29 protein-coding genes are annotated in these 24,043 nt (G+C 34.6%); 20 read left to right on the forward strand and 9 right to left on the reverse strand.

Going from position 1 to position 24,043, the window contains the following annotated elements; all coding sequences use genetic code 11:
• Positions 1–46: 46 nt before the first annotated feature.
• From JR050_RS17920 to JR050_RS20900, 4 genes are all read left to right on the forward strand, one after another.
• Positions 47–1,288 (forward strand): GNAT family N-acetyltransferase, encoded by a 1,242-nt coding sequence (locus tag JR050_RS17920; protein ID WP_204205018.1) that lies wholly within the window; start codon positions 47–49, stop codon positions 1,286–1,288.
• 19 nt (positions 1,289–1,307) lie between these two features.
• Entirely contained in the window at positions 1,308–2,174 is an 867-nt protein-coding gene (locus tag JR050_RS17925) for a GNAT family N-acetyltransferase (RefSeq protein ID WP_204205019.1), read from the forward strand.
• A 183-nt stretch (positions 2,175–2,357) separates the two neighbouring features.
• A complete protein-coding gene (locus JR050_RS17930) occupies positions 2,358–2,576 on the forward strand; it encodes a hypothetical protein (RefSeq protein ID WP_204205020.1) in 219 nt (72 codons plus the stop codon).
• Between the two features lie 6 nt (positions 2,577–2,582).
• Entirely contained in the window at positions 2,583–2,801 is a 219-nt protein-coding gene (locus JR050_RS20900; RefSeq protein WP_204205145.1) for a DUF3888 domain-containing protein, read from the forward strand.
• Between the two features lie 163 nt (positions 2,802–2,964).
• On the opposite strand, the gene mreBH is transcribed toward JR050_RS20900, so the two are convergent.
• On the reverse strand, positions 2,965–3,972 hold the full coding sequence (mreBH, locus tag JR050_RS17940) for a rod-share determining protein MreBH (RefSeq protein WP_204205021.1): 1,008 nt from the start codon (positions 3,970–3,972) through the stop codon (positions 2,965–2,967).
• 213 nt (positions 3,973–4,185) lie between these two features.
• Between mreBH and JR050_RS17945 the strand changes: the two genes are divergently transcribed.
• The 13 genes from JR050_RS17945 to JR050_RS18005 all read left to right on the forward strand — a co-directional run bounded on the left by JR050_RS17945 (position 4,186) and on the right by JR050_RS18005 (position 13,897).
• Entirely contained in the window at positions 4,186–4,746 is a 561-nt protein-coding gene (locus JR050_RS17945) for a cell wall hydrolase (protein ID WP_204205022.1), read from the forward strand.
• Between the two features lie 170 nt (positions 4,747–4,916).
• Positions 4,917–5,816: a hypothetical protein gene (locus JR050_RS17950; protein WP_204205023.1), complete on the forward strand. Its 900-nt coding sequence runs from the start codon at positions 4,917–4,919 to the stop codon at positions 5,814–5,816.
• Positions 5,817–5,949: 133 nt separating this feature from the next.
• Positions 5,950–6,363 (forward strand): YoqH family protein, encoded by a 414-nt coding sequence (locus JR050_RS17955; RefSeq protein ID WP_430392900.1) that lies wholly within the window; start codon positions 5,950–5,952, stop codon positions 6,361–6,363.
• Between the two features lie 221 nt (positions 6,364–6,584).
• The gene (aspA, locus tag JR050_RS17960) at positions 6,585–8,015 is read left to right on the forward strand and encodes an aspartate ammonia-lyase (protein WP_204205025.1); all 1,431 of its coding nucleotides are present in this window, start codon (positions 6,585–6,587) and stop codon (positions 8,013–8,015) included.
• 444 nt (positions 8,016–8,459) lie between these two features.
• Positions 8,460–8,927 (forward strand): hypothetical protein, encoded by a 468-nt coding sequence (locus tag JR050_RS17965; RefSeq protein WP_204205026.1) that lies wholly within the window; start codon positions 8,460–8,462, stop codon positions 8,925–8,927.
• Positions 8,928–8,949: 22 nt separating this feature from the next.
• Positions 8,950–9,285: an NIPSNAP family protein gene (locus JR050_RS17970; protein ID WP_204205146.1), complete on the forward strand. Its 336-nt coding sequence runs from the start codon at positions 8,950–8,952 to the stop codon at positions 9,283–9,285.
• Between the two features lie 30 nt (positions 9,286–9,315).
• Complete coding sequence (locus JR050_RS17975; RefSeq protein ID WP_204205027.1) at positions 9,316–9,702, forward strand: DUF4181 domain-containing protein; 387 nt, start codon at positions 9,316–9,318, stop codon at positions 9,700–9,702.
• 19 nt (positions 9,703–9,721) lie between these two features.
• Positions 9,722–10,018 carry a hypothetical protein gene (locus tag JR050_RS17980; RefSeq protein ID WP_204205028.1) on the forward strand — a complete coding sequence of 99 codons (297 nt, stop codon included), beginning with the start codon at positions 9,722–9,724 and terminating at the stop codon, positions 10,016–10,018.
• A gap of 26 nt (positions 10,019–10,044) precedes the next feature.
• Entirely contained in the window at positions 10,045–10,572 is a 528-nt protein-coding gene (locus tag JR050_RS17985; protein WP_204205029.1) for a GNAT family N-acetyltransferase, read from the forward strand.
• 2 nt (positions 10,573–10,574) lie between these two features.
• Positions 10,575–11,045 (forward strand): 8-oxo-dGTP diphosphatase, encoded by a 471-nt coding sequence (locus JR050_RS17990; protein ID WP_204205030.1) that lies wholly within the window; start codon positions 10,575–10,577, stop codon positions 11,043–11,045.
• Between the two features lie 181 nt (positions 11,046–11,226).
• Positions 11,227–11,850: a TetR/AcrR family transcriptional regulator gene (locus tag JR050_RS17995; RefSeq protein ID WP_204205031.1), complete on the forward strand. Its 624-nt coding sequence runs from the start codon at positions 11,227–11,229 to the stop codon at positions 11,848–11,850.
• Between the two features lie 357 nt (positions 11,851–12,207).
• Positions 12,208–12,831, forward strand: a complete 624-nt coding sequence (locus JR050_RS18000; protein ID WP_204205032.1) for a SatD family protein — start codon at positions 12,208–12,210, stop codon at positions 12,829–12,831.
• A 187-nt stretch (positions 12,832–13,018) separates the two neighbouring features.
• Complete coding sequence (locus JR050_RS18005) at positions 13,019–13,897, forward strand: DUF3307 domain-containing protein (RefSeq protein ID WP_204205033.1); 879 nt, start codon at positions 13,019–13,021, stop codon at positions 13,895–13,897.
• Between the two features lie 317 nt (positions 13,898–14,214).
• Here JR050_RS18005 and map read toward each other — a convergent pair whose 3' ends face one another.
• Positions 14,215–14,958 (reverse strand): type I methionyl aminopeptidase, encoded by a 744-nt coding sequence (gene map / locus JR050_RS18010; RefSeq protein ID WP_204205034.1) that lies wholly within the window; start codon positions 14,956–14,958, stop codon positions 14,215–14,217.
• 353 nt (positions 14,959–15,311) lie between these two features.
• On the opposite strand from map, the gene JR050_RS18015 reads away from it, so the two are divergent.
• The gene (locus JR050_RS18015) at positions 15,312–16,181 is read left to right on the forward strand and encodes an LAGLIDADG family homing endonuclease (protein ID WP_204205035.1); all 870 of its coding nucleotides are present in this window, start codon (positions 15,312–15,314) and stop codon (positions 16,179–16,181) included.
• A 232-nt stretch (positions 16,182–16,413) separates the two neighbouring features.
• On the opposite strand, the gene JR050_RS18020 is transcribed toward JR050_RS18015, so the two are convergent.
• Positions 16,414–17,319, reverse strand: coding sequence for a BsuPI-related putative proteinase inhibitor (locus tag JR050_RS18020; RefSeq protein WP_204205036.1), 906 nt, complete (start codon positions 17,317–17,319; stop codon positions 16,414–16,416).
• A gap of 622 nt (positions 17,320–17,941) precedes the next feature.
• Here JR050_RS18020 and JR050_RS18025 point away from each other — a divergent pair.
• The gene (locus JR050_RS18025) at positions 17,942–18,163 is read left to right on the forward strand and encodes a hypothetical protein (protein WP_204205037.1); all 222 of its coding nucleotides are present in this window, start codon (positions 17,942–17,944) and stop codon (positions 18,161–18,163) included.
• On the opposite strand, the gene JR050_RS18030 is transcribed toward JR050_RS18025, so the two are convergent.
• Together JR050_RS18030 and JR050_RS18035 are read right to left on the reverse strand one after the other, a co-directional pair.
• Entirely contained in the window at positions 18,139–19,455 is a 1,317-nt protein-coding gene (locus tag JR050_RS18030) for a DUF2254 domain-containing protein (RefSeq protein WP_204205038.1), read from the reverse strand. The two genes, JR050_RS18025 and JR050_RS18030, sit on opposite strands and share 25 nt — an antisense overlap.
• Before the next feature lie 51 nt (positions 19,456–19,506).
• Positions 19,507–20,640 (reverse strand): alcohol dehydrogenase catalytic domain-containing protein, encoded by a 1,134-nt coding sequence (locus JR050_RS18035; RefSeq protein ID WP_204205039.1) that lies wholly within the window; start codon positions 20,638–20,640, stop codon positions 19,507–19,509.
• Between the two features lie 148 nt (positions 20,641–20,788).
• On the opposite strand from JR050_RS18035, the gene JR050_RS18040 reads away from it, so the two are divergent.
• A complete protein-coding gene (locus tag JR050_RS18040; protein ID WP_204205040.1) occupies positions 20,789–21,856 on the forward strand; it encodes a DUF3900 domain-containing protein in 1,068 nt (355 codons plus the stop codon).
• Between the two features lie 21 nt (positions 21,857–21,877).
• Here the strand turns inward: JR050_RS18040 and JR050_RS18045 are convergent, their stop codons facing one another.
• Genes JR050_RS18045 through JR050_RS18060 form a run of 4 tightly spaced genes read right to left on the reverse strand, consistent with a single transcriptional unit; the run spans position 21,878 to position 24,040 of the window.
• Positions 21,878–22,387 (reverse strand): GrpB family protein, encoded by a 510-nt coding sequence (locus tag JR050_RS18045; protein ID WP_204205041.1) that lies wholly within the window; start codon positions 22,385–22,387, stop codon positions 21,878–21,880.
• 14 nt (positions 22,388–22,401) lie between these two features.
• Positions 22,402–22,704, reverse strand: coding sequence for a hypothetical protein (locus tag JR050_RS18050; protein ID WP_204205042.1), 303 nt, complete (start codon positions 22,702–22,704; stop codon positions 22,402–22,404).
• Between the two features lie 11 nt (positions 22,705–22,715).
• Positions 22,716–23,501, reverse strand: a complete 786-nt coding sequence (locus tag JR050_RS18055) for a CPBP family intramembrane glutamic endopeptidase (protein WP_204205043.1) — start codon at positions 23,499–23,501, stop codon at positions 22,716–22,718.
• The gene (locus tag JR050_RS18060; protein ID WP_204205044.1) at positions 23,498–24,040 is read right to left on the reverse strand and encodes an HD domain-containing protein; all 543 of its coding nucleotides are present in this window, start codon (positions 24,038–24,040) and stop codon (positions 23,498–23,500) included. The genes JR050_RS18055 and JR050_RS18060 overlap by 4 nt, the downstream gene beginning before the upstream one ends.
• Positions 24,041–24,043: the final 3 nt, after the last annotated feature.

Consider the following 24,043-nt stretch of genomic DNA (forward strand, 5'->3'; position numbering starts at 1 on the left):
GTGTAAAATGAAAATAAGTTATTTTTTGGTAAAGGAGCGCTCTCACATGACTGAAATTCGAAAGCTTACACTTGAGGAAATTAGCAGTTTTATCGACATAGTAACAAATGCTTATACGGGAATCATGGAAAATACAAAGGATTCAAAGGAAAGATTGATAAACTATTATAAAGACACACAAGAAAACAATAACACCGTTCAATTATATGGGGCATTTCGAAACGGTAAATTAATTGGCGGTATGAGACTTCATTCCTTTGAGATGAACTATGAAAACAAAAAAGTAAAAGTTGGAGGAGTAGGGCTTGTAGCAGTTGATTTATTGCACAAGAAGGAAAAAGTAGCAAAAGACCTCATTACATATTTTATTAAAACGAACGAGGAAGCTAATATTCCTATTCTTGCACTTTACCCTTTTCGGCCAGATTTTTATTTGAAAATGGGATTTGGATACGGAACGAAAATGAATCAGTATCACATATTACCTGATGCACTAGCTAGTGAGGGAAAGAAGGAGCATATAAGATTTGTGGGTAACGAAGAAAGTGAACAATTATTCAACTGTTTTAATACGTTTGCATCTCGTCAGCACGGAATGATGTATAAGCAATCGTTTGAGATGAATCGGTTATTGAATGATCCGGGTAAGAGAGTCATAGCTTTCTATAAAGATCAAGTACTAGATTCCTATATGAGCTTTACGTTCAAAAAAATGAGTGATACGAATTTTTGTTTAAACAACCTCGTTATCGATGAAATGATCTACAATTCACCTGAAGGTTTACTAGCACTTCAATCATTTCTTCAATCTCAAGGAGATCAAGTCAATCGAATTGTTCTGAATACACAGGATGAATCGTTTTATCACGTACTTCAAGATCCTCGAAATCATACGAATGAAATGATTCCTTCAGTCTATCATGAAAGTCATACGTCTGGTGTTGGGATTATGTATCGAATGAACGATGTATCACAGTTATTAGAGGGGAAGTATGTAGAAGCCCAGGCATGCAACGTAAAAATATCTGTTATAGATATGTTCATGAAAGAAACTCAAGAGCTTTATTTGTCTGTAAAAGAGGGGCAGCTATTCATGAGTAAGCATGAGGAAGGGGAAATACAAGTTACACTAGATATGGCTAGTTTCTCTTCGTTGTTGATGGGAAGTGTTGATTTTTCGGCGCTGTATCGATATGGAAAGGTGCAGATTTCTGCCCCGCTGCATGTGGAAGTACTTTCTTCTATTTTCAAAATGGATTCAAAACCAATTTGTATGACTCTTTTCTAAAAAAATGGAGGTGTTTGATGTGGTAACAATAAAACGACTTTCTCAATGTACATTAGAGGATACAGTAAAAGCATGGAACGATGGATTTGAAGGATATTCTGCTCCGGTGCAAATGGATATGGATAGCTTTTTAACAAGGCTCGTATCAGAAGGGTTGTCACCTAGCCTATCAGTTGTTGCCTATTCATCTGATATTCCAATTGGAATCGTACTTAGTGGAACTAGAATGATTAATGGTAAAAAAGTGGCGTGGAATGGTGGAACAGCTGTTGCGAAAGAGTATCGTCATCAAGGCGTTGGGAAAATGCTTATGGAGGAATTGTTTGCGTTATACAAAAAAGAAGGTGTTGAAATTGCAACATTAGAAGCTATTTATGATAACGAAAAAGCGATATCACTTTATAAAAGCTTAGGATATGATAACATTGATGAACTTCATTATTTAGAACATAAAGGAAAGATGCATGTAGAGATTGAAAGAAATTATGAGATAAAATCATTCCCGGCTAGTCAGTTAGAAAAAATTTCCTTTTATAAAGGAATGAATCCTTGGCAAACACATTGGAGAAGTGCAAAGGATGCAGAGGGTATTGTTGCATTGAATGCAAACAAAGAAATAGTAGGGTATGCGAATTACCGACATTCTTATGATGCTAGTGGGAAACATGTCGCCACGGTATTGTTCCAATGTGAAGCACTGTCTATGAATCATGATTATGAAGGGATTATTAAAAGTTTATTTCACCACATGTTTGATTCAACAAATGAGATTCGTATTGTCATTCCTAATTTACCTGTCACAGAAAGTAAAGAGACATATGATTTTTTAATGAAAGTAGGATTTACTTCAATCGCAAAGCAAGTGTATATGAGGAAATACTTTTAAGGTATTAGGTTTTATTGTTATGTAAATTTTGTAAAACAAGATAAATGGGAACTGCTTTGGGAAATCGTAAGGGTACTTATGAAACAGCATCGAATGAAGCCGATGCTGTTTTTTTATAAGGTTTGTCAATACAAGTCTGTCTACGGGGAATAATAAGAGAAAAACAATTTGGAGGGTACCTTGATGAAAGGGTTTGTTAGAATTTTAGTAGTAGCTATTTCTTTAACAGCTTGTTTTGGTTTTAAATGTGAAGCAAAAACTTTCTATACTCCTCCTGTGAAATCAATTGAAGAATTGTACCAAGACATATTTGTTTCATTGCTTGGTGTTGAAATTGACAAAGCCGTTGATTCATATTATAAAGATGTATTGAACGAACCACCTACCGTATACCCCTATTAAGTCTACATTGAGAAGGTAGAGAGAATTGGAGAATATCTAAGTTTTGAATTTACGGTAATCATGAACGTGTTACCAGTTGTAGGACCTCATGTGCAAATAGGGTTAGATCGTTTAACTTTTTACATTAGTGGGAGTGGGGAAGTAAAGCTTACAAAGTATGAGCATATAAAAGACTATGAATTGCCTGAGAACTGGAAACATATATTAATTCATAGTAAGAACTGAAGATAGTACATTTTTAGGGATTTAACCGTCCATATAATTGAAGTGTAATGATAGAGGGAATAAAGACTATAATCATAAAAAAACAGACCAAAGCGAATTGGTCTGCAACAACGTTTCTAATTATACGATTTCTCAATTATATTGAAAATGCACATTTTGAATATTATTTTGATGCTCGTACCACTTTACTCATAATGGATAAAGACTTACCTGTCCCTATTGCAACAGATTCTAACGGATTTGGCGCAATGTGTACTGGTACAACAATATGCTCGCGAAGCCAATCTTGAATTCCGTTTAGCAATGCACCGCCTCCAGTTAATAACACTCCGCGGTCAACGATATCCCCAATTAGTTCTGGTGGACATGCTTCTAATGTAGCACGAACCGCCTCTAAAATTTGCAATAGGGAATCCTTCATCGCTTTTTGTACTTCATAAGAAGAAACGGAAATGGTTTTAGGTAACCCTGTTACTAAATCACGTCCCCTAATTTCCATGGTTTCTTCGACATGGTCAATTAATGCATACCCAATTTGCATCTTCATTTCTTCAGCCGTACGTTCTCCTATCAACAAGTTATATTTTTTACGGATATATTGTACGATGTCATCGTCAAATCTGTCTCCACCAATTCGAACTGAGTGACACGATACCACTCCACCAAATGAAATAATTGCTACTTCTGTCGTTCCACCACCAATATCTACAACTACATTCGCAATTGGTTCATCAACGGGTAAATCTGCTCCAATCGCTGCAGCTACCGTTTCTTCTATTAGATGAACTTGATTTGCACCGGAACTTCGAATGGCATCTTGAATGGCTCTTCGCTCTACAGAAGTAGCACCAGAAGGCGTACATACAACGACCGTTGGTTTTCTGAGTGACATCCCCAATTTACGTGAAGTAGCTTTCATAATTATTCTCAGCATTTCTGTTGTGATTTCAAAATCAGCAATAACACCATCCTTTAATGGCCTTATGGCGATGATGTTATCGGGTGTTCGACCGATCATTTTCTTTGCGTCAGAACCGACTGCCAATACTTTACGTGTATCTTTATCAATGGCCACAACAGACGGCTCATTTAATACAATTCCTTTATTTTTGCTATAAACCAATATATTTGCTGTACCTAAGTCTATTCCAAATTCAGCTGTGCTTAACATATATCAACCCTCATTTCTCATAACTTCACTTATAAAATTTGTAGAAATTTGTAGTTTTTTGAGGGTAGTTACAATTTTGAAATGAGAACGTCATATTGTCATATGACTGACATAATAGGACCAATCATTTACTAATGAATCCCAAGTTCTTTATTGTTAAGCTTTTTATAGACCTGTTTCTGCTGCTATTAACTAAACAGGAGGTAAAAAAACATGAAAAAATTAATGAACATCCTATCAATCTTTACAATCGGAATTGGAATGGTGTTTCCAACTACTACTAATAAGATAGAGGCAATTGATACAAACTATACAAAAACATCGATTAAAATGTTAGTGGACTTAGATGTGGAACAAAAAGGAACTGCACAATATCAGTTCTTAACAGAAGATATTGAGAATCAAGATAAAATAGATATGACAACAGATGAGAAACAGTTACTTGCAAGACTTGTTCATGCTGAAGCAGAAGGAGAACCTTATGCGGGGAAAGTTGCCGTTGCAGAAGTTGTCTTAAACCGAGTAGAACATGAACAGTTTCCAGATACAGTTAAAGAAGTAATTTATGAAAAAAATGCGTTTGAGCCTGTTCAAAATAACTCGATTCAACAGCCAGCTGATCAAGAAGCAGTAGAAGCAGTGGATGAAGCTTTACAAAAGGAAGATAAGGTGAATGATGCGTTGTTTTTTTATAATCCAAAAACGGCAGAAAGTGATTGGATCCGTGATCGAAAGGTAATTAAGAAAATTGGTAATCATGCATTTGCTATTTAGAAGGCGTACAGAGTAAATTCTGTATGCTTTCTTCCTAATATCTACTAAATTCATAGTAGGTTTTCCCTAACTAGTATAAGTAAAAAGTATCATTTCACTAAATTTTTATTATTACATAAGGAGTTTATAGTAAAATAGATAGGTAGAACAACTAGATTAGGAGAACTTGTATGAAAAAAGTACTTATATTACCAGCACTTTTGTTGATGGTATCAGGATGTAGTGATAGTAAAGAAGCAATTAAAAAAGTAGATACGAACGAAAAAATGACTGTATCACAAGAAGTAAAAAAGCAAAATGACGTGTATATAAACTCATCATATGACTATTCCATTAAACTAGAAAATCAGTTACTCAATAAAATCATCATTGAAGATGGTGATACTACTCAAATTTGGTATGATGATAAAACATTAGTGAAGGATAAAGTGTTAATCGGTAAGATTGTACCCATGACAAAAGAAGAGTGGCTGGAAAGAAAGCAAGATGAATACGTAATGGACATCGTAAATTACGATGAAGCCAAGCAAATGGTTTATGTGTTTCAACATAATATAGAGCCATATGCAAATTATTACACAGAAGATGAACATGGAGAGTTTTTACCACCAGCTGAGTCACTTGAGTATGATTTGCTTTCACAATTGTTCACGAAAAGCTTATTACAGTCTAACTTTATCTTTGGTGGAATTGATGTAGAGCAAACGATTCAAGCTACATTAGATCCTGCCCATTTAGAAATGTCAGAAGAATGGTATCATACCCTTCAAGTTGCGTTTAATGATTTAGAGCTCGTATTAAATAAGAACGATAAGGAACTTCTAGCTGAACGGTTAAACTCATTAATTAGTGAGTTAAACGCAAACAGTCCGGTTACAAATCAATTCCCATACCCTTCTCATGAGTTAGGCAGTAATCTAATAGAAGCTTATGAACAGTTTCATTGGCTAGCTGAACCTCCTTACTATGAGGATGAAACGAATCAACTAGCAATCGAAAATCAAATGACAGTTATTAAGCAATATTTACAAACAGTCGATCAACAAATTAAACAAATTAAAAATCGTTAAAAATCTTTAGTACTCCTTGAACAAGGAGTGCTTTTTTATTGGTTGGAATATGGATCCAAGGGCAAACTAACAAAAAATGATGTAGGAGGGATATGATTTGAAGCCTATTGTTTTAATCATTGTTATCCTTTCTATGGCTACTGTTTTCCCATTACCTTCAAAGGCTATTACTATGCCTTGTAGTATGATTTTGGAACCTACCAATAAAAACATTACCAATGCAAAGGGAGTCGCATTAATTTATAAAGTTCAGTTCCATCCACCCAGTTTTGAAAGAACGAATATAAGTATTCTTGGTGTTCATCTTCCAGATCCATCGTCTTATGGAGTCTATGATAGCTATGAAGGCTTTGCTTTTATCACAGAAGAAATTAGTTGGCGTTTCAACTTATATCCTCTACGTGAAAAAGACCAAACTTGGGCAGGGAAAATTGATGGGATTACAGCAAAGATGGAAAATGTTGAAGTACAGGTTCGCCTTTCTAATTCTAAAACAAAAAAGATTGGACCGAGTTTGTTAGAAAAAAATATAAAATACTGTAAATAGTAATGAGTATCAGTGCGTCAATCCGATAGGGCATACGCGCTTTTTTTACTGTTATGAAATAGAGGGACTGATTAAAAAATGTTGAAATTCTGGAAGCGTATTCAACTACCATAAACAAACACCTTGAGGTTTTCTGTACTTTTTGTTTTAATAGGCAATAGAAACATTATTATGATTAATAAAGTTAGATTTTTGTAGCTTAATAGAGGAGTCTAAAAGAAATGTCAATTACGAGAAGCGAAATGCGAACTGAGAAAGATTTCTTAGGATCAAAGGAAGTTCCTGCCGATGCATATTTTGGAATACAAACACTTCGTGCAGTTGAAAACTTTCCTATTACAGGATACAGAATCCACGAAGAGCTGATTAAGGCAATGGCTGTTGTAAAAAAAGCAGCGGCAACTGCAAATATGGAGATTAAACAACTATACCCTGGAATTGGGGAAAACATCGTTAAAGCTGCCGATGAGATACTGGCAGGTAAAATGCATGATCAAGTGATCGTTGATCCAATTCAAGGAGGAGCAGGAACGTCGATTAACATGAATATCAATGAGGTACTTGCTAATCGTGCGCTTGAACTGATGGGTCATGATAAAGGAGAGTATTCTTATTGCAGTCCGAATACTCATGTGAATATGTCACAATCTACGAACGACGCTTTTCCAACGGCGATTCACATTTCTGTGTTGAATTTGTTGGAAAGATTACTAGTTTCAATGGACAACATGCATGTTGTTTTCAAACAAAAGGCTAAGGAATTTAACCATATTATTAAAATGGGACGTACTCACCTACAGGATGCTGTACCAATTCGGTTAGGGCAAGAATTCGAAGCTTATAGCCGTGTGCTTGAACGTGATATAAAACGAATTAAGCAATCACGCCAGCATTTGTATGAAGTTAACATGGGGGCAACAGCGGTTGGAACTGGTTTAAATGCTGAACCTCGCTATATTGAATTAGTTGTTAAGCACCTAAAAGATTTCAGCGGACTTGAGTTAACAGGGGCTGATCATCTTGTTGATGCTACTCAAAATACAGATGCATACACAGAAGTATCAGGAGCTTTAAAAGTATGTATGATAAACATGTCTAAAATCGCGAATGACTTACGATTAATGGCATCGGGACCTAGAGCGGGTTTAGGAGAAATTACATTACCTGCAAGACAACCTGGTTCTTCCATTATGCCTGGTAAAGTAAATCCAGTATTACCAGAGTTAATTAATCAAGTAGCTTTTCAAGTAATTGGGAATGACCAAACGATTTGCCTTGCATCAGAAGCGGGTCAATTGGAACTGAATGTGATGGAGCCTGTCTTAGTCTTCAACCTTCTTCAATCCATCAGTATCATGAACAATGCTTTTTCTACCTTTACAGAACATTGCTTAAAAGGGATTAAAGCAAATGAAGAGAGATTAAGAGAATATGTGGAAAAAAGTGCAGGAGTCATTACAGCCGTTAATCCTCACATAGGTTATGAAGTAGCATCTAGAATTGCCAGAGAGGCAATAGTAGACGGTGTACCGGTCCGTGAACTTTGCTTGAAATATGATGTGCTGACAGAAGAAGAATTAAATATTATTCTCGATCCGTACGAAATGACTAAGCCAGGTATTGCTGGTGCTTCATTGTTGGAGAGAGAGTAGAAACGTAAAATTATCTTGCTAAATTTTAAAGAAGCATGAGTCCTTAAAGGATTCATGCTTTTTTTGTAGAAATAAAGTAGGAGATTAAGTGAATGGAAAGGTTGTTGCATTGTGATAATTATTACTCCTTCAGCTCCTGCACCCGTAAAATATAACGAGAGATACATGTATGAGGTTGATTAATAGTTAATTAAAATATCTGAGGTGATACGTTTGGGTAGTATATTGATATTAGGTCTATTACCGATTTTATTAGTAGTAGGGTTAATTGTTTTCTTCATACAAAAAGGAAAGAAATAGTTTGGATCTGGCCAATTCTAAAAATGGAGTTGGTCCATTTCTATTTATTGAAAATTGAATATTCTATCTAAATTTCAAGTTGTAATGTGGTATAATTTTCCTGTATGTCTAAAACGGATTGCTAAATAAGCAGAGGATGATTTTATGAGAAAGTATGTGTACGCATTTGGCTTACTTTTACTAATGTTAGGCAGTGGCTTTATTTTAATTAATCCTGATAATGTAGATGAAACCGTCTTCCATGTTCAATCTGATTCCTCAGAAGAAAAAATTTTCAAACCTAAATTATCACTTACTGCAAATGACGAAAGTATTCATTTTAGAAGAGGCTCTTATTGTTGGAGAAATACTTGTGAAGATAATAAAGATCCGTTTCGAAGTGTGAAATTGAATGAATTACCTGGTGGATCAACAATTGATTTGGTGTTTGATGGTGTACAGCCCAATTCCCTATCAATTATTCAGGGGGATTCTGAGAAGTTAGAGAATGTAACTAGTTTGGAAGAAAAACTCAGCGTACCTATTGAAAAGGGTACCTATTACTATCAAATTAAGGGTAGATGGAACGAATTGGGAGAAATTTATTATTATACAATTATTGAAGTTTATTAAAAAAGCTAAAAAGGGTGAAATGATGATTTATCGTCGAAAGAAGTATATCGTTGATGAAAGTATTGTGGAGGAATTTAATCTTCATTTTAACAAAACGTTATTACCTACTCAGTTAAAATACGGGTCTATGTTAATCGGGCGATGGATGACGAAAGTAAACGACGGAAAAGTAGAAATCTTTGCGATATGGGAATATAACAGTTACACCGATTATGAAGAAATTGAGCGGAAAGTTAGAAGTGATGAGGCACATGTCGAACGAGTCCGAAAATGGTATGAAAAAATGGGTGGCAGAGATTATCTAAAGAACTATTTTTTGAAAATAGACGAAGACTTTTTGGAGTCCACTGTATTTTAACGTTTAATAGAAGCTAATAGGAGGATGTTGATGGATTTTTCTACGTATCTAGTAGGATTTATAGTCCTTTTTGTCATTTTTCTTCTTTTGTCAGAGTTGTATTTAAAAAGAGTATTGAAGATTAAGGCTGTTCGTAAGAGTCTTTTTAGTGAGAAGAGAAAGAAAGTCTTTATGTACGTAGAAGGAATCCTTCTTTTATTATTTGTTTTAATTACATTCTATATTATGAATAACTTCGATTATACTATATTTGCAAGTTTACCTTCTTTTGTTCTATTTGCCTTGATTTATTTAAATCGTAGTATTGAAGAGCAGATGGAAAATAAGAGTGGTAAAAGCTACTTACATGATTGGCTTGTGTCGATTACTTTATTCGTGATGTTTTTGTTTGTACTGATAGGTGAAATTTCAAAATAGATGGGAAGTAGGAATTAATATGGAATTTTTAGTAATATTAGCTCTATTATTAATCGGCTCTACTATTACTCTATTCAGTATCAATTTATCACGTAATAGGAAAATGATGATGTGGGGGATTTTAACGATGTTTTTGATTGGACCTATATTGTCATGGACTTTATCGTTGATTTATGCAGATTTAGAGGGTGACGGATTTGCGGGAGTAGCTTTACTCATGTTGTTGCTGCCGATCATCTTTGTCATTGGTTTAATTATCCTTATCACAGGCTTCGTTAAGAAAGAAGGTAAGACAGAAAACAGCAATAATCAGTAACAACAACATGGTAAGGAGATACAGACATGTCAAATACAATTACCTTAGAATATCCTTCACTTCAAACGAATAGGTTGGATTTACATATCTTAACGTTAGAACATTCACAAGAGGTGCTTCATCATTTTTCTGATCAGGACGTTACTAGATTCATGGATATTGAACCTTGTAAAGATATGAAAGAAGCTGAAGAGATTATTACCTATCACTTGAACGACTCAGGTTGTAGATGGGGAATATTTAATAGAGAGACAAATGAAATGATGGGTACTCTTGGATTTCATTACTTACGAAAGGATACTGACCGTTTTGTAGCAGAGGTAGGTTTTGATTTATCCAGAAAGTACTGGGGTAAGGGGTATATGACGGAAGCCATGAATGAAGTATTACGATTTGGTTTTCGAGAAATTCAATTAGATAGTATCGATGCTACGGTTGAGCCAGGTAACGTAATGTCTATTAAGTTAATGGAGAGATTAGAATTTAATAGAGACATAGAACTCAGAGATCACTTGATTTACTATTATTTGGAGCGAAAGGATTTTGGAGAATAGCGATGAGTCACGTAAATTATAAGATCTGGACCGTATGTATGATTCAAGATGGAGATAAAGTGTTACTTCTGGACAGGCAACATGATCATTTCAAAGGGTATATTCCACCAGGTGGAAAGGTTGAATTTCCAGAAAGTATAGTAGAAAGTGCGATCAGAGAAGTGAAAGAAGAAACAGGTTTAGAGGTAAGTAACCTTATTTATAAAGGGTTATATGAATATGTAAACCCAGTCACGAGTGACAGATATATGATTTTTAATTACATTACAAAGGAATTTCATGGTGAGCTTCCTGTAGACGGACCAGAGGGAAAGGCTGTTTGGGTAAATATAGAGGAAGCCTATACACTTCCTATGCAAGAATCTATACGAAGAAGGTTTCCTTTATTCTTTAAAGATGGGACGTTTGAAATTCAAGTTCAATGGGATCAAGAAGAGAATAAAGAAGGTAAAGTTACCGTGGTATACACTTGAATATAATAACTATAAAGACTAGTAAATGACTCGAAGTAGATACTTCGAGTTAATTCAAAGAATAGTGAAATTATGAGTGAATTGTGACACTGTGTCATGTTTCATTGACTTATATTACCTAGTCACGTATGATAAAACTATTAGTTATGACACTGTGTCACTTGAGGAAGTGGTTTACCTTATGCCGAAACAGACGTTTTTACATTTAGATAAGGAAAAGCAAAATATATTAATACAAGCTGCCAAAAAGGAATTTTCAAGAGTTTCCTTGCATGAGGCTTCAATTGCCAATATTATTAAAAGTGCTGGAATACCTAGGGGAAGTTTTTATCAATACTTTGATGATAAAGAAGACTTGTATTTTTACCTATTAGATGAAATGACAAAAGAAACGAATGAAAGATTTATAATACTACTCAAAGAAAGAAATGGAGATTTAATTGAAACAATCTCTGATTTTTTTCAATTGATGGTAAATAATCGCGGTTCACTAGAAAATAAGGAATTTTTTAAAAATGCCTTTGTAAATATGAATTATAAAATTGAGAATACACTAGCTAAAAATATATATGAGAAAAATCAAAAAGAACAATACATAGGAACGCTAAGGTTAATTAATAGAGAAAACTTAAATGTTCAAGATGAACGTGAATTACATCATTTAATTAAGCTATTGATTTCTGTTACTTTTCATAATCTAGTTGAAATGTACGTTAGAGATTTAACGAGTAATGATGCCTTAGCTAATTTTAATATGGAGATAGACTTACTAAAGCGAGGAATTTATAAGGGGTGTAATCATTGAAACCAGTAGGCCGAAAAGGAAAAATGACGATAGATGTTAAAAAAATCGTGAAGAAACTACAAGCCCAAGGAATAGATGTACAACTTTGCAAACGACCTATTTTAGCGAATAAATAGCGGAGTGCCAACTTTAGAATAGATCAAAAAATTAAGGAATTTGTTGAGAAAGGTGTAGGGACAAGGTCTCTGCACCTTTTAGCTTAATTACATTTGTTTTATACTATTAGTAGAATGAAAGATTTCACTCTAAATTACTAGTTGCTAACTGGTATAATAAAAATAGGTTGAGTATATCCAGTAGAAAGAGATAGTATGATACACGACTTGGTTATTTATATTTTCTATAAGGGGTACAAAAATGAATTATTGTGCAATTATTGGTGATATTGTAGGTTCCAAAAAGCTTCAAAACAGACAGGAAACACAGGACCATTTTAAGAATGTATTGAATGCTGCTAATGAAAAATATGACAAATACATAGCTTCAAAGTTTACTGTAACATTAGGGGATGAGTTTCAAGGTCTATTAGTTCATCCTAGTCTTAGTTTTGAAATTATTGAATTTATTAAAGACCGAATGAATCCCATCGAATTAGTATTCGGGATTGGAATAGGAAAAATGGAAACAAGCTTTGACAAACATACGTCCATTGGCTCCGATGGTCCAGCTTACTGGTATGCAAGGAAAATGGTCGACAAAGCAAAACTAAAAGAACCTTCTGTCTGTTTATTTTCAAATTCTCCAGAGGATTCTCTCATTAATTCATTGCTACTATATTCTGAGATGTGCAGTAGATCTCGAACTGACAAACAGGAAGAAATCGTTAGGTTATATAAAGTATATGGTTCACAAAAAAAGGTTGCGGATAAATTGAATATTAGTCAAAGTGCTGTGAGTAAACACTTAAAAAAAGCCTTCTATCACGAGATTGATAAGAGTAATGATAGTGTGAAAACGTTTTTGAAGAATAAATGGGAGTAATGAAAGTTTCCCTATATAACTTCTATGAGTCATAAAACAATAATATAACCTCTGGGGGTTATATTCGATGATTATAACTTTTAGAGGTTATTATTTGTACTTATTATCTCTGAGTACTAGAAGGAGACCCAATTTGAATATCCTTGTGTAAGATTTTGAAGCGTTCCAAGAGAAATGAGGTAAGTAAATGTTTGCAGAACTGATTATAAGTTTTTTTATCTTAAGTCATGTATTGACCAGTTTTTACTTTCAAAATGAGAAACCAGAACATAAGACTAAACTCGGAATACAATCAGGGCCATTCTATTATTTTATCATTACTCTTGTATTTACAATTGCGTTTATAAGCCTAAAACTTTTATTCGTTATATTTATTGTGTCTATTGCACGCTTACTTATAGACCAAATTAAAAGTTATATTACTAGAGAAGAAAATCATGTTAAAACGTTTCTATTATTTTTAGTTGAACAATTTACTCACATTTTTGTCGTTTTATTATTTTATCCTATATTTAAAACTACCAATCCAAACTCTGTTATCAATTCCTTACTTGAACGATTTATTTCTACTTATCCATTCTTAGAGAATATCAATAATGTGGATTTATTAACCTATATGATACTCGTTCTAGCGGGAGTTCTGTTTGCTATAAATGGGGGAACGATTGTATCATTAATGATTATCAATTTACCTTTGGATAAAGTAAAACTACACAAAAAAGATACAGGTATTAGTAGAAAGCTATACAATGAAGAAATTGCTGTCACCCTTGAGCAGGCGAGTGTAACAGGGAAGATACTCGAAGTAAACATGGATATAGTGGAAGAGGAGAAAAAGAGATACGGCAAAACCATAGGAATCATAGAGAGATTAATTATCGTTATGGCTATGCTTATTAATAAATTTGAATTGATTGCCATTGTAACAGCGATTAAGTCTATTGCCAGATTTAAAGAAATAACAAATAAGACGAGTGACTATTACATTGTGGGTACTTTTGCGAGTTTTTCTATTGCCTTTTTAATCGGACTATTATTGTTGTTTTTTAAGAAGTTCCTATTATAGGAGGGCTCTGATAAACAATGGTGTTTATTTTCGTAACAGGTGCTTGCGTTCCGCTGGTTCCGCATGAGTCAAGCACCTTCACTATAAAACGAAGTAGAGAGAATAAACTATAATCGATTTTTGTATTCATCAATTATATATGGATTTTATATAACAAAGAGGGTAAACTATCGTCAATTCTGAATAAGTGGCTGTTTCTCTACTTCAAACCTAAAAACATCGATTTAAAAATGACTTCGGTATAATACCGGAGTCATTTTTATGAACTATTATGAACTTAAGTTGTTTACCTAACTATAGAGTTGTGGCAAGGGTATTTACAATGTGATAACGATAGGTCCTTCTTTCGTAATGATGATCGTATGTTCGCATTGTGCGACATAGCTGTTTTCTGTTACGAATGTCCACTCATCGTCCTCGTATTGAACCACTTCTTCCTCTTGGGTCGAGATGAACGGTTCGAAAGCGATGACCATTCCTTCTGTTAAAAGCTCATCATCACTAGGCTCATGATAATTATAAATATGGTGCGGTTCTTCATGTATTGATCGACCAACTCCGTGTCCAGTAAGGTTTTTAATCACAGTTAACCCATTTTTTCTCGCGGTAGCAATTACTGCCTTACTAAGCACACTTTTCTTAGAACCTGGTTTTGCTTTTGCCAGACCAGCTTCAAATGCTTCAATAGCAGTCTTACATAATTTAGTTAAGATAGGATCCCCATTTCCAACGACAAATGATATTCCCGTGTCGGCAAAGTATCCATCTTTGGAACCAGAAACATCAATATTGACAAGATCTCCTTCTTCTATCACACGATCCCCTGGAATTCCATGTGCTACTTCTTCATTTACACTAATACAGGTAAAACCCGGAAAGTTATATTCTCCCTTTGGCGCAGAAATTGCTCCGTGCTGGTCAAATAGGATGCCGGCCATCTCATCAAGTTCTTTTGTAGTAATATCAGGAACGGTCTTCTGTACTAATTCCTCTCGAATCAAGGCTACAATTCTTCCGATTTCTTTTAAGCTGCTAAAATCTTGTTCTGTTATTGCGATCATGCTGGACTTCCTTCCAATTTTTAAGATTGTTGGTATATCTGGTTATTAGGGTAACCTTTTTTAACGTCAAAAGCCAATCATTACTCTTATTACTATTCTCAATTGTGGGCATAGAGGAGGTGACACGAAGTTAGTGTAATGGAAGGGGAGAGAGAAAATGTTTGAAGCAGGAACACTTGTTCTGTATAATTGATTTGTAAAATAATTGAAAAAGGGAGGGAGGTTCACTTCTGTTAATTTATGAAACCTACATATATTGTTGTCACTGCAGATTAAGACGATATGAAACATTTGTGTTTAACGTTAGGGGAAAAGAGTCATGAGACTGTACAAGGCTAATGGGAGATGAGTAAATGGGAAGAAATAGAAATATAACCGATAAAGAGATCATTGATATGTATAAAAATGGAAGGTCCTATAAAGAAATGAGCAGCATAATCGGAATCTCAGACCGTGCCATTCGCAATATTTTGTATAAACATAATGTACAGATGAATCGAAAACAGTCGTCAGGACGTCCGCGAAAACATAAAGTGAATGAGGATTTCTTTAAAAAGTGGTCACATGAAATGGCATGGGTGTTAGGATTAATTGTAACGGATGGTTGTATAAGTAGAAATGTTCATAGCATTACACTTACACAAAAGGATGAAAGAATACTAAAACTCGTTGCTGAGTATATGCAAGCAGATTTCGTTTTGGCACCACCAGGAAAAACTAGAAATACTCCGACACTTATTATTAATTCAAAAATAATTAAAAAAGACCTTGAAAGAATGGGGATTTCTGCAAATAAGTCACTAACTATTCCATTTCCATATGTACCGGAAGATTATTTACCATCCTTTATTAGAGGTGTGATTGATGGGGATGGTTGGGTAGATCATGAAGGATATCAGGTAAACGTAACTACAGGTAGTAAATTATTTGCTGAAGGTCTATATTCTGTTTTTAAGTTGTGGGATCTTAACACAAAGATATCTCAATATTACACAATAAACAGGAAAATAATTTATAAAACTTGGGTATCAGGAAAAGTAGATTTAATTAGATTAGCAACAATTATATATAAATTTGAAACAGGCAATTTTATTAACTATAAAAGATTGAATATGTCACAACACTCAAATGAATTAATGACATATCTTGAAGATTTGGTGTTCAAACAGAACTTTGAAAATTTAAATAGAATTAAGGAACATCAGGAGTTTTACTATGTGTAAGAGTTTCATAATTAGATTTAACATATAAAAACGGGATTTGGAAAGAGGACTTACAGCATTGTAAGTCTTTTATTTATATCTTTTTTCTAGTTTACATAATATAAATTATGAGAAGTCGAACAAAAAAAACAAATATACAAAGATTTCATCTCATTATAACGAGTTTACTAGGTTTTTGAGACAACCAACGAATTAAAATAAACCTTAGCATATTCCGCTAAGGTTTTGTGGTTTATTGTAACGACATCCATAATACTCGCCATATTTTGTTTTCATCTTGTTGCAGTTTAAATTGAAAAATGTCCTGTTCACCTGGTAACGTAAATTCTACGTATGCACGGTCTATTTCTGTTTTTACAACATTAAATTCCCGTATTTCGTTTAATTTACGAATGAAATGCTCTATATTTTGTACGTTCGTTTTAATCTTGGATTCCTTTACAAACGTGTCTAGATCAACTTGATCAGAATTCGTAAAATAATATTGATACAACGTTTTAAAGTCCTGATCAGCTTGTGTGTACATATATAACTGAAATACTTGAAATGGTTCTAAATTGGCTAAAGCATCTGGATTATTGCTTTCTTTAATTTGGTTATATGTATCTAGAAGATTTTTATCAATTTCTAAAACTGAATTAGTTAAAATAACAGGGTCAGAACCTAATGTAACTGTATTTTCTTGGACCGTCAAAACCATTCTTGCTTTTACTTGCTGTTCATTACCAGTCAGAAATGCTTCAACAACATACTCACCATTAGGAATATTTTCGAATATAAACTGTTGTTCTATGGATTCTTCAGGCTTTAATGTTACTTCTTGTAATGCTTGTGTTGATAGTATGTTATCTGAGTACTGACTTAGTTTTGTTTCATTTTTATCGTATAATATTGCGTCAGCCTTAAGACCACTGGTAAAACTTAATTTTTGATCTTTTTTTGATTTATTTGTTGCTTTGTATATTACGCTAATTTCACCCCCAGGTTGTTCTTTAAGCTCCAGGTATGGCTGTAAGAGGACTTGTTGCTCTTTTTCCGACATAGGCACCTTCTCCTTATTTGTTTCTTTTGCTATGCAACCACTCATTAATAAAAAGCTGGTTGCTATGAGAAATATATGAATTTTCGTTTGACTCACGTTTAGCTCTCCTTTTTTATGCTTTCATACTAATATACACGTAAAATATATTGAAAAGGTTCATATATTTTCAAGATATAAGTTAACATAATGTGATTATGGTAAATTAGAAAGAGGTATACTTTTAAGGATTTCATATTATCCTATCAAACCAGATTATGAACACCTATGAGAAAAAATACCTTTAAAACAGCATATTCAAGTCCCCTTCTGCTAACTACACTATCTTATTTTCGTAGACAGTTGAGGTTATTAAAGGAAATTAGGACAAGGGATTATCATTAATTTAATGAGAATTTAACAAAAGTAATCGTATACGTTGTTTTAGTAATCACAATTATGTTAGTTCAGGTCAAAGTATATTTAATAATCAATTTATGCTTCAACTTTGTCTTACTCAAATGCAACGTATACATTGCATTTGAGTAACCAATACAGGATGAGTAAGCTTTTCTACATTTAAAATACATATCTACAGAACTCAACATATACGATGGTTCCCTGCTAAATAAATGTGTCGTCGTTAAGAAGCTAACGCTAAAAAACCAGTTTGCCCTTCTCCCTTCCCTCCCTCTCTCTAATGCTATATACTAAGTAGGAATCATGAAAAGGAGTGAAGAAAATGGCTAAATCAAAAGCAAAAAAGTTACGTGAAAAGCTTGAAAGAGAAGGAATTCGTAATCCTGAATTAAGTAGAAGTCCATTCGCTTTATCTGACTTGCGAACTAGAAAGACAAAAACAAAGAAAGATCTAATATATCGTTCCAAACATAAGAACCATCATTCCAGTGAAGGAAATAATGGTTCTTTTTATTTTACCTATATAAAGAGTTCTTCCTTTTGACTGGTTTTCTTGGCTAATGTTTTTAGTTTTTCGTTTATATATCGTTTGTCTAACGAAAGTAAAGTTTCTTGCTGTAAACCTTCAACAATATATTTTGCAAAGCACCATACTTCTTTTTTAATCTCGTTATCATTTCCCTCAGCAATCTCGAGTAATGCTTTGAAAAGTGCTATGATGATTGAAATATCACTTTTTCCATACAGACGAATTTGATAAAACGCTTTATACAAATATTCTCCGAAGTCAGGTTGCTGGAGGATAATGCGTAAATTCCGGTTTCCATCATTAATAAAGGCCTTGGGTAAATTCTTTGTCCCTAGTATGGTTAATATTTTACCTAATTGTGCAATACAATTTATTGCTGTATTCGGATCGTTAGTTGCTGGCGAGATGGCTCGTAAGGCGATTTCTACGAGTTTTGTAATACCGAATTCAATATCCTGAATGGGTGCTCGTTCTTTCCCTAGCGTTAAAAATTGTAAGTAATTCTCTGAAGATTCTACTTGTCCCATCTTCCAAACGGACAAAATCGGTGTATCAATATCCACTAACTCCCCTAACCTCTTCTCTACTCGTACAATGACCTCATCCTTCTCCGTTTGCTGTAACAACCCATCCTTATCAATTAATTGAATATAACCCGATTCTTTTGCAAAAATTCTGTGAGGTTCTCTACTCAAAATGTCCCCATATTCCCAGTCATCCCAAGGTGCATCACCTGTAACGTCCTTCTTATCCTTAAATTGTTCATGAATCGCTTTTAACGTGTTAGTTGTAATGTCAAAAATCAAATTACTAACTTGAATCCAGCTTGATACATGATGAATGAAAAACACGAAGAATACTAAGCAAACAAGTACGTAGATAACAGCAAGTGTAGGTGTAATAAATAGCTGGTGAACATCAGTTTCCCTTGTTAATAAAAGAAGAATGATTGAGTATATAAACCCGCTTATAAAGATTCCAAGTACCCGCTGTGTCGACGGATCGGTGATAAAGTTTTGCAATGTCCTTGGTGAAAACTGCGATAAAAAGGTTGTTAACACAATCATAATCGATGAAAACGTAATGGTAGTCATCGTTAACAGTGACGTTGCAATAGAACTTAACACCGTTAGTGCTAAATCAATATCTGCAAGAAAAATAATCGGAATGTGATCGTAATAGGTCGGATGATGAGCCAGTATGTCATCTACATAAAAACTTAAAATAGCTAATAGGACAGATATAACTGAATAGATAAATGGAATATACCAAATGCTAGAGCGTATTTTTAACCATATTTTCATCATTATTCACCACTTGTAAGGAGTAAAAAACAGAGTAAGAAGTCTCACTCTGTTTTAAGGTTTTAGTATGACTTTTATACAATCTTCTTCATGACCATTAAATACTTTATAGCCATGGCTCGCTTCGTCTAAGTTAAGTTTATGTGTAATGATATCTTTTGGATCAAATTCCTTGTTCGTAATTTTCTTAAACAGCTCAGGCATTAGGTGAATGACAGGCGCCTGTCCCATTTTTAATGTGATGTTACGAGAGAAAAAGGCTCCTAACGGGAAGTTATTGTAGTTGCTACCGTATACTCCCGTTATTTGAACTGTCCCAAACTTACGGACAGCTTTTGTTGAGATTTGAATAGGTCCAAGTGTGCCACCTTGCAGCTTTAGCTTTTGCTCGATAAATTCTAGTGGAGACTTCTTTCCATCCATCCCCACACAGTCAATAACAACGTCTGCCCCGCCGTGTGTAATCTCTTTTAAATGCTCACCCATATCTGGATATTCAGTGAAATCAAACGTTTCAACGTTGTTCATTTGTTTCGCCTTATTCAGTCTGTATCCAATATAATCTACCGCAATCACTCTCTTTGCCCCTTGCATCCAAGCAAACTTTTGGGCCATTAATCCAACAGGACCACAACCTAATACGACAACCGTATCGCCCTTCTTCACTCCAGCATGAAGGACACTCCAATACGCTGTCGGCAATACGTCACTTAAAAATAATAATGACTCATCTTCTAGTTCACACGATTCTGGGATGTTAAAGGGTGTAAAGTTCCCAAAAGGAACACGTAAATACTCCGCTTGGCCACCTGGATAGTTTCCGAACTTCTCAGTGTACCCAAAATATCCTCCTGAATCATAATGCGGGTTCGATTCATCACACTGACTCTCCATTTCATGCTGACAGTAAAAGCATTGTCCGCAAGCAACATTAAATGGAACGACAACTCGATCTCCCTTTTTTACTTTTGTTACGTCTGGACCTACTTCTTCTACGATTCCCATTGGTTCATGACCAATGACGTAACCATGTGGAAGTAGCATATTGCCTTGGTATAAGTGAAGATCAGAACCACAAATGGCGGTCGACGTTATACGTACGATAACATCATCACTTTTTTGGATTTTTGCATCATCAACATTCTTTACTTCAATATTATTTGGTCCTTGATACGTTACGGCTTTCACATGTAACACTCCTTATAAACTTTACTCATATTACTAGTTTTGACTAATTACCAATTCTTACTCACAGTAAAAACAAATTGACTTTGCTTTCATGCGTTTAATATACTTGTAAAGTCTTATAAATGAGTAAAAGTTAGGTGGATACATCATGGATTTCCAAATGAAGTTTTTATCTTTTTTTGTGGTTCAAGTAGAAGGAACAGGTGAGCAATCACAGAAGAGTTATAAGCATTTTCAAACGTTAGATGAAGGAAAATATGAACATAATGCATTAAAGGACTTTTTAGACGGTGAATTAACGAAAATTGTGAAACGTAAAGTAGAACGTCATCCCAAGTCTGAGCAAGTACCAACAAAGGTTGGCTACTTTATAACAGAAGAAGGTCATGGGTTAGATACAAATCCCAATTACAATTTATTTAACCGAGTTCGTTTTGCAGACTCTCTTGAAAAGTTTAAAGATGAAAGTGAAAAGTTTGTTCGTGCGTATATTGAAACGAGTGCCGTTCGTGAAGGTGTATTTATTGTTGCAAATGCGAAGCTACGCATGTTATATGATGATCCATTTGTATTTATTATGAAATGTGATTTCGAACCTAAAGTTGCTTCTATATCCGATGAATCAACATTAATTCGAAATGTGGAAATGGCCATTACGACGAAAAATATGAAATCAATTCAATATCCGTACATGCCTGAAGAAGGAATCCTTGAAGAAGGTGAATTAAAACTACATCAAGCTTCACATGCCCGGTACTTTGAAGATTTTTTAAAGTATGTTGATTATGCTGAGTCGATGCCAACGATCGTAAAAACGCAAGTACTAGATATGGTTCAGCAGCATATCGAAGAAACATACCAGCCAGACAGTGAATATCGTGAGCAATTTGAAACAGCGATGGAAGCTTGGGCGACGAGCCCTAAGCGTGAGTTGCAAGAACGCTTTACATCCGATCAAGTCATGGAAGCGACAATGCAAATTATCGAACACTCCCCTGATTTAGAGTTGAACTTCAAATTGGACCACATCAATGTAAAAGGTATGCTATCTGATTTTGGTGAGAACATTCATATTGCTAAAATCAATGGTCGATATGTAGTGTTATTAGAGGGTGATGCAATGATGTTTGAAAAAGGATATTCCCCTCTCGAACTATTAAAACCGGATGATATGCATAGTGTGATAGGTCGAATTGAAGCGAAGAATAAGAAATAGGGCGCATATTTTGCGTCCTTTTTACTTTGTATTATACCATTCAAGTGCTTGTTTCTCCATTTCTGAAACAAATGCTTTTTTTGCTGGACTATATCCACTTGTGTTTTCAAACTGTGACGCTAGCTTTTCTTTAAAGTTTGAATAAAGTTGGACTTCTTCTGGGTGAGATCGTAAATAATCTCGAAAAATTAAATGACGTTTAATTTGTGGATGGTCAGATTGGTAGACATGAATATGGTGTGTTCTGTTTTCTCCACCTTTTCGGAACAAGCGTCTACCTTCTATCCCCCATTCACCTGCCACATCATATCCTAGGGATACCATTTTATCGTTAAAGGTATCAATACGCTCAATATCCATTACCATACACATCATATCGATGATGGGCTTTGCTTTTAGTCCAGGAACGGATGTACTGCCGAAATGTTCAAACGTTACGATTTCATCACCAAAAACGTTACGTAATTTCTCTGTTTCTTCTTGAAACATTAGTGTCCAATTCTCACTATATTCACTTAACCGAACTTTCAAGCGCAAACCTCCTTTTACTCTGTTGGCATATAGCCTAATACCGCATTTGTAGCGGGATCAACAATGATAGTAGGTGTTCCTGTTAAACTATTTTCTTGATCCTGAAATGTAACTTGTATTACTTCTTCTCCTCTAAATGATTCATCCAGTAATTCATAGTTTTCATTAACAAAGGTCTTTGTGACATCAGCCTTTTTCTCGCCAATTGCAGACTCTTCCCAATTTTGATCTACTAAATAGTTCCACGCACGTTCTCTTGCTAAATCATAGGAATCATTGTTTGAGCAACTAACTAGTACTAGCGTAAGTATAGTCAATAAGCTAGTTCTCATTTATTCGACTTTCTTTCATGTGATATAAATAGTTTGTTTTGCTTATAGTAAACGAACAAAAACATGAATATTGCGAGGATGCTAGATAACCAAGTTGTGTGGATTACTGGATTTTCTGAAATCGCAAACGTAAAAATCCCGTCACCTATGATACCGGATACGCCAAAGAATAGTCCATACACAACGTTTAATCCCATGTGAATACCTGTATTTGCCCAAATTGAGCCAGATTTGAAGAAGGAGTAAGTAAAACTGAGGCCTAAGCAAATAGAAAAGATGATATTTTGCACCGATAATCCTTCGTTCCAACAATCATCTAATGCATATAATATGACACTAAGACTAAACAATTGAGTAAATGGTACTTTATTTCTAAAATATGAAAATACTAATCCTCTAACTAATAGATCATTTATCAAGGAGCCAAGACCAAAACCTACAACAATGATAATGATCGTGAGTATGCTTCTAGGTTCATTAATAAGTTCAATCCCTTTATATTTACCGAAAGCAAAGTAAATAGTAAATAAAATACTCCAAGCAATAAAACCTATGAGAAAACCGCTCCATACGTTTTTAAACCAGCCTTTAAAGAAATAAAGACCATAACTATCAAGGCCTTTTCCGTTTAGCATTTTAGCGATAAAATGTGCGAGTGGTAAAAACAACAATAAATGAAAAAAACGAATGACGTCGTTCATTGGAAGAAGCATCGGTACATAGTAAAAATAGATGGATAAGAGTAAGTAAGTTATAACAAAAGCAAGGCTAAGTCGTCTCATCGGAAAAATTCATAAACGAGTTTTTGATAGTCATAGAAGAAAGCGGGTATTTCTTGATCGACATTTTCGATTAATGCATCTGCGACACCTTTGTAGTACCAGGCTTGCAGTTCTTTTCCCCGATTAAAATAAATCCATATGTCGTCCGCTTTTCCCTTTGAATCTTGAATTAAACTACGTAAGTTATCCAGTTTATCCGCTGCGACAAGACATTTAATCTCAAAGGAAGCTGTTTTTAGCTCTTGAATCGTGTGTTGTTTTCGTTCTTCCCATGATTTCGTTTTATCTTCTGTATTTCCCTCAACAATCGTAGCCACTTTTTCTCCGAATTGCTCTTTAATTTCCTCTATTGTGACACTTGTATCTTCAACAGTATCATGTAAATAGCCAGCCGCTACTACCTCATCTGGTAAACCCGCTTCTTGGAGGATGTTCGCAACGCCTTCTGTATGAGTAAAATAATCCGCATCTGTAAGTTTTCTCGTTTGACCTTCATGTGCTTTCCGTGATAATTCCCGAGCCTTTTCAACTAAATTCATCGC

This window comes from Bacillus suaedaesalsae, from assembly GCF_016890225.1.
Classification (GTDB): Bacteria; Bacillota; Bacilli; order Bacillales; family SA4; genus Bacillus_BS; species Bacillus_BS suaedaesalsae.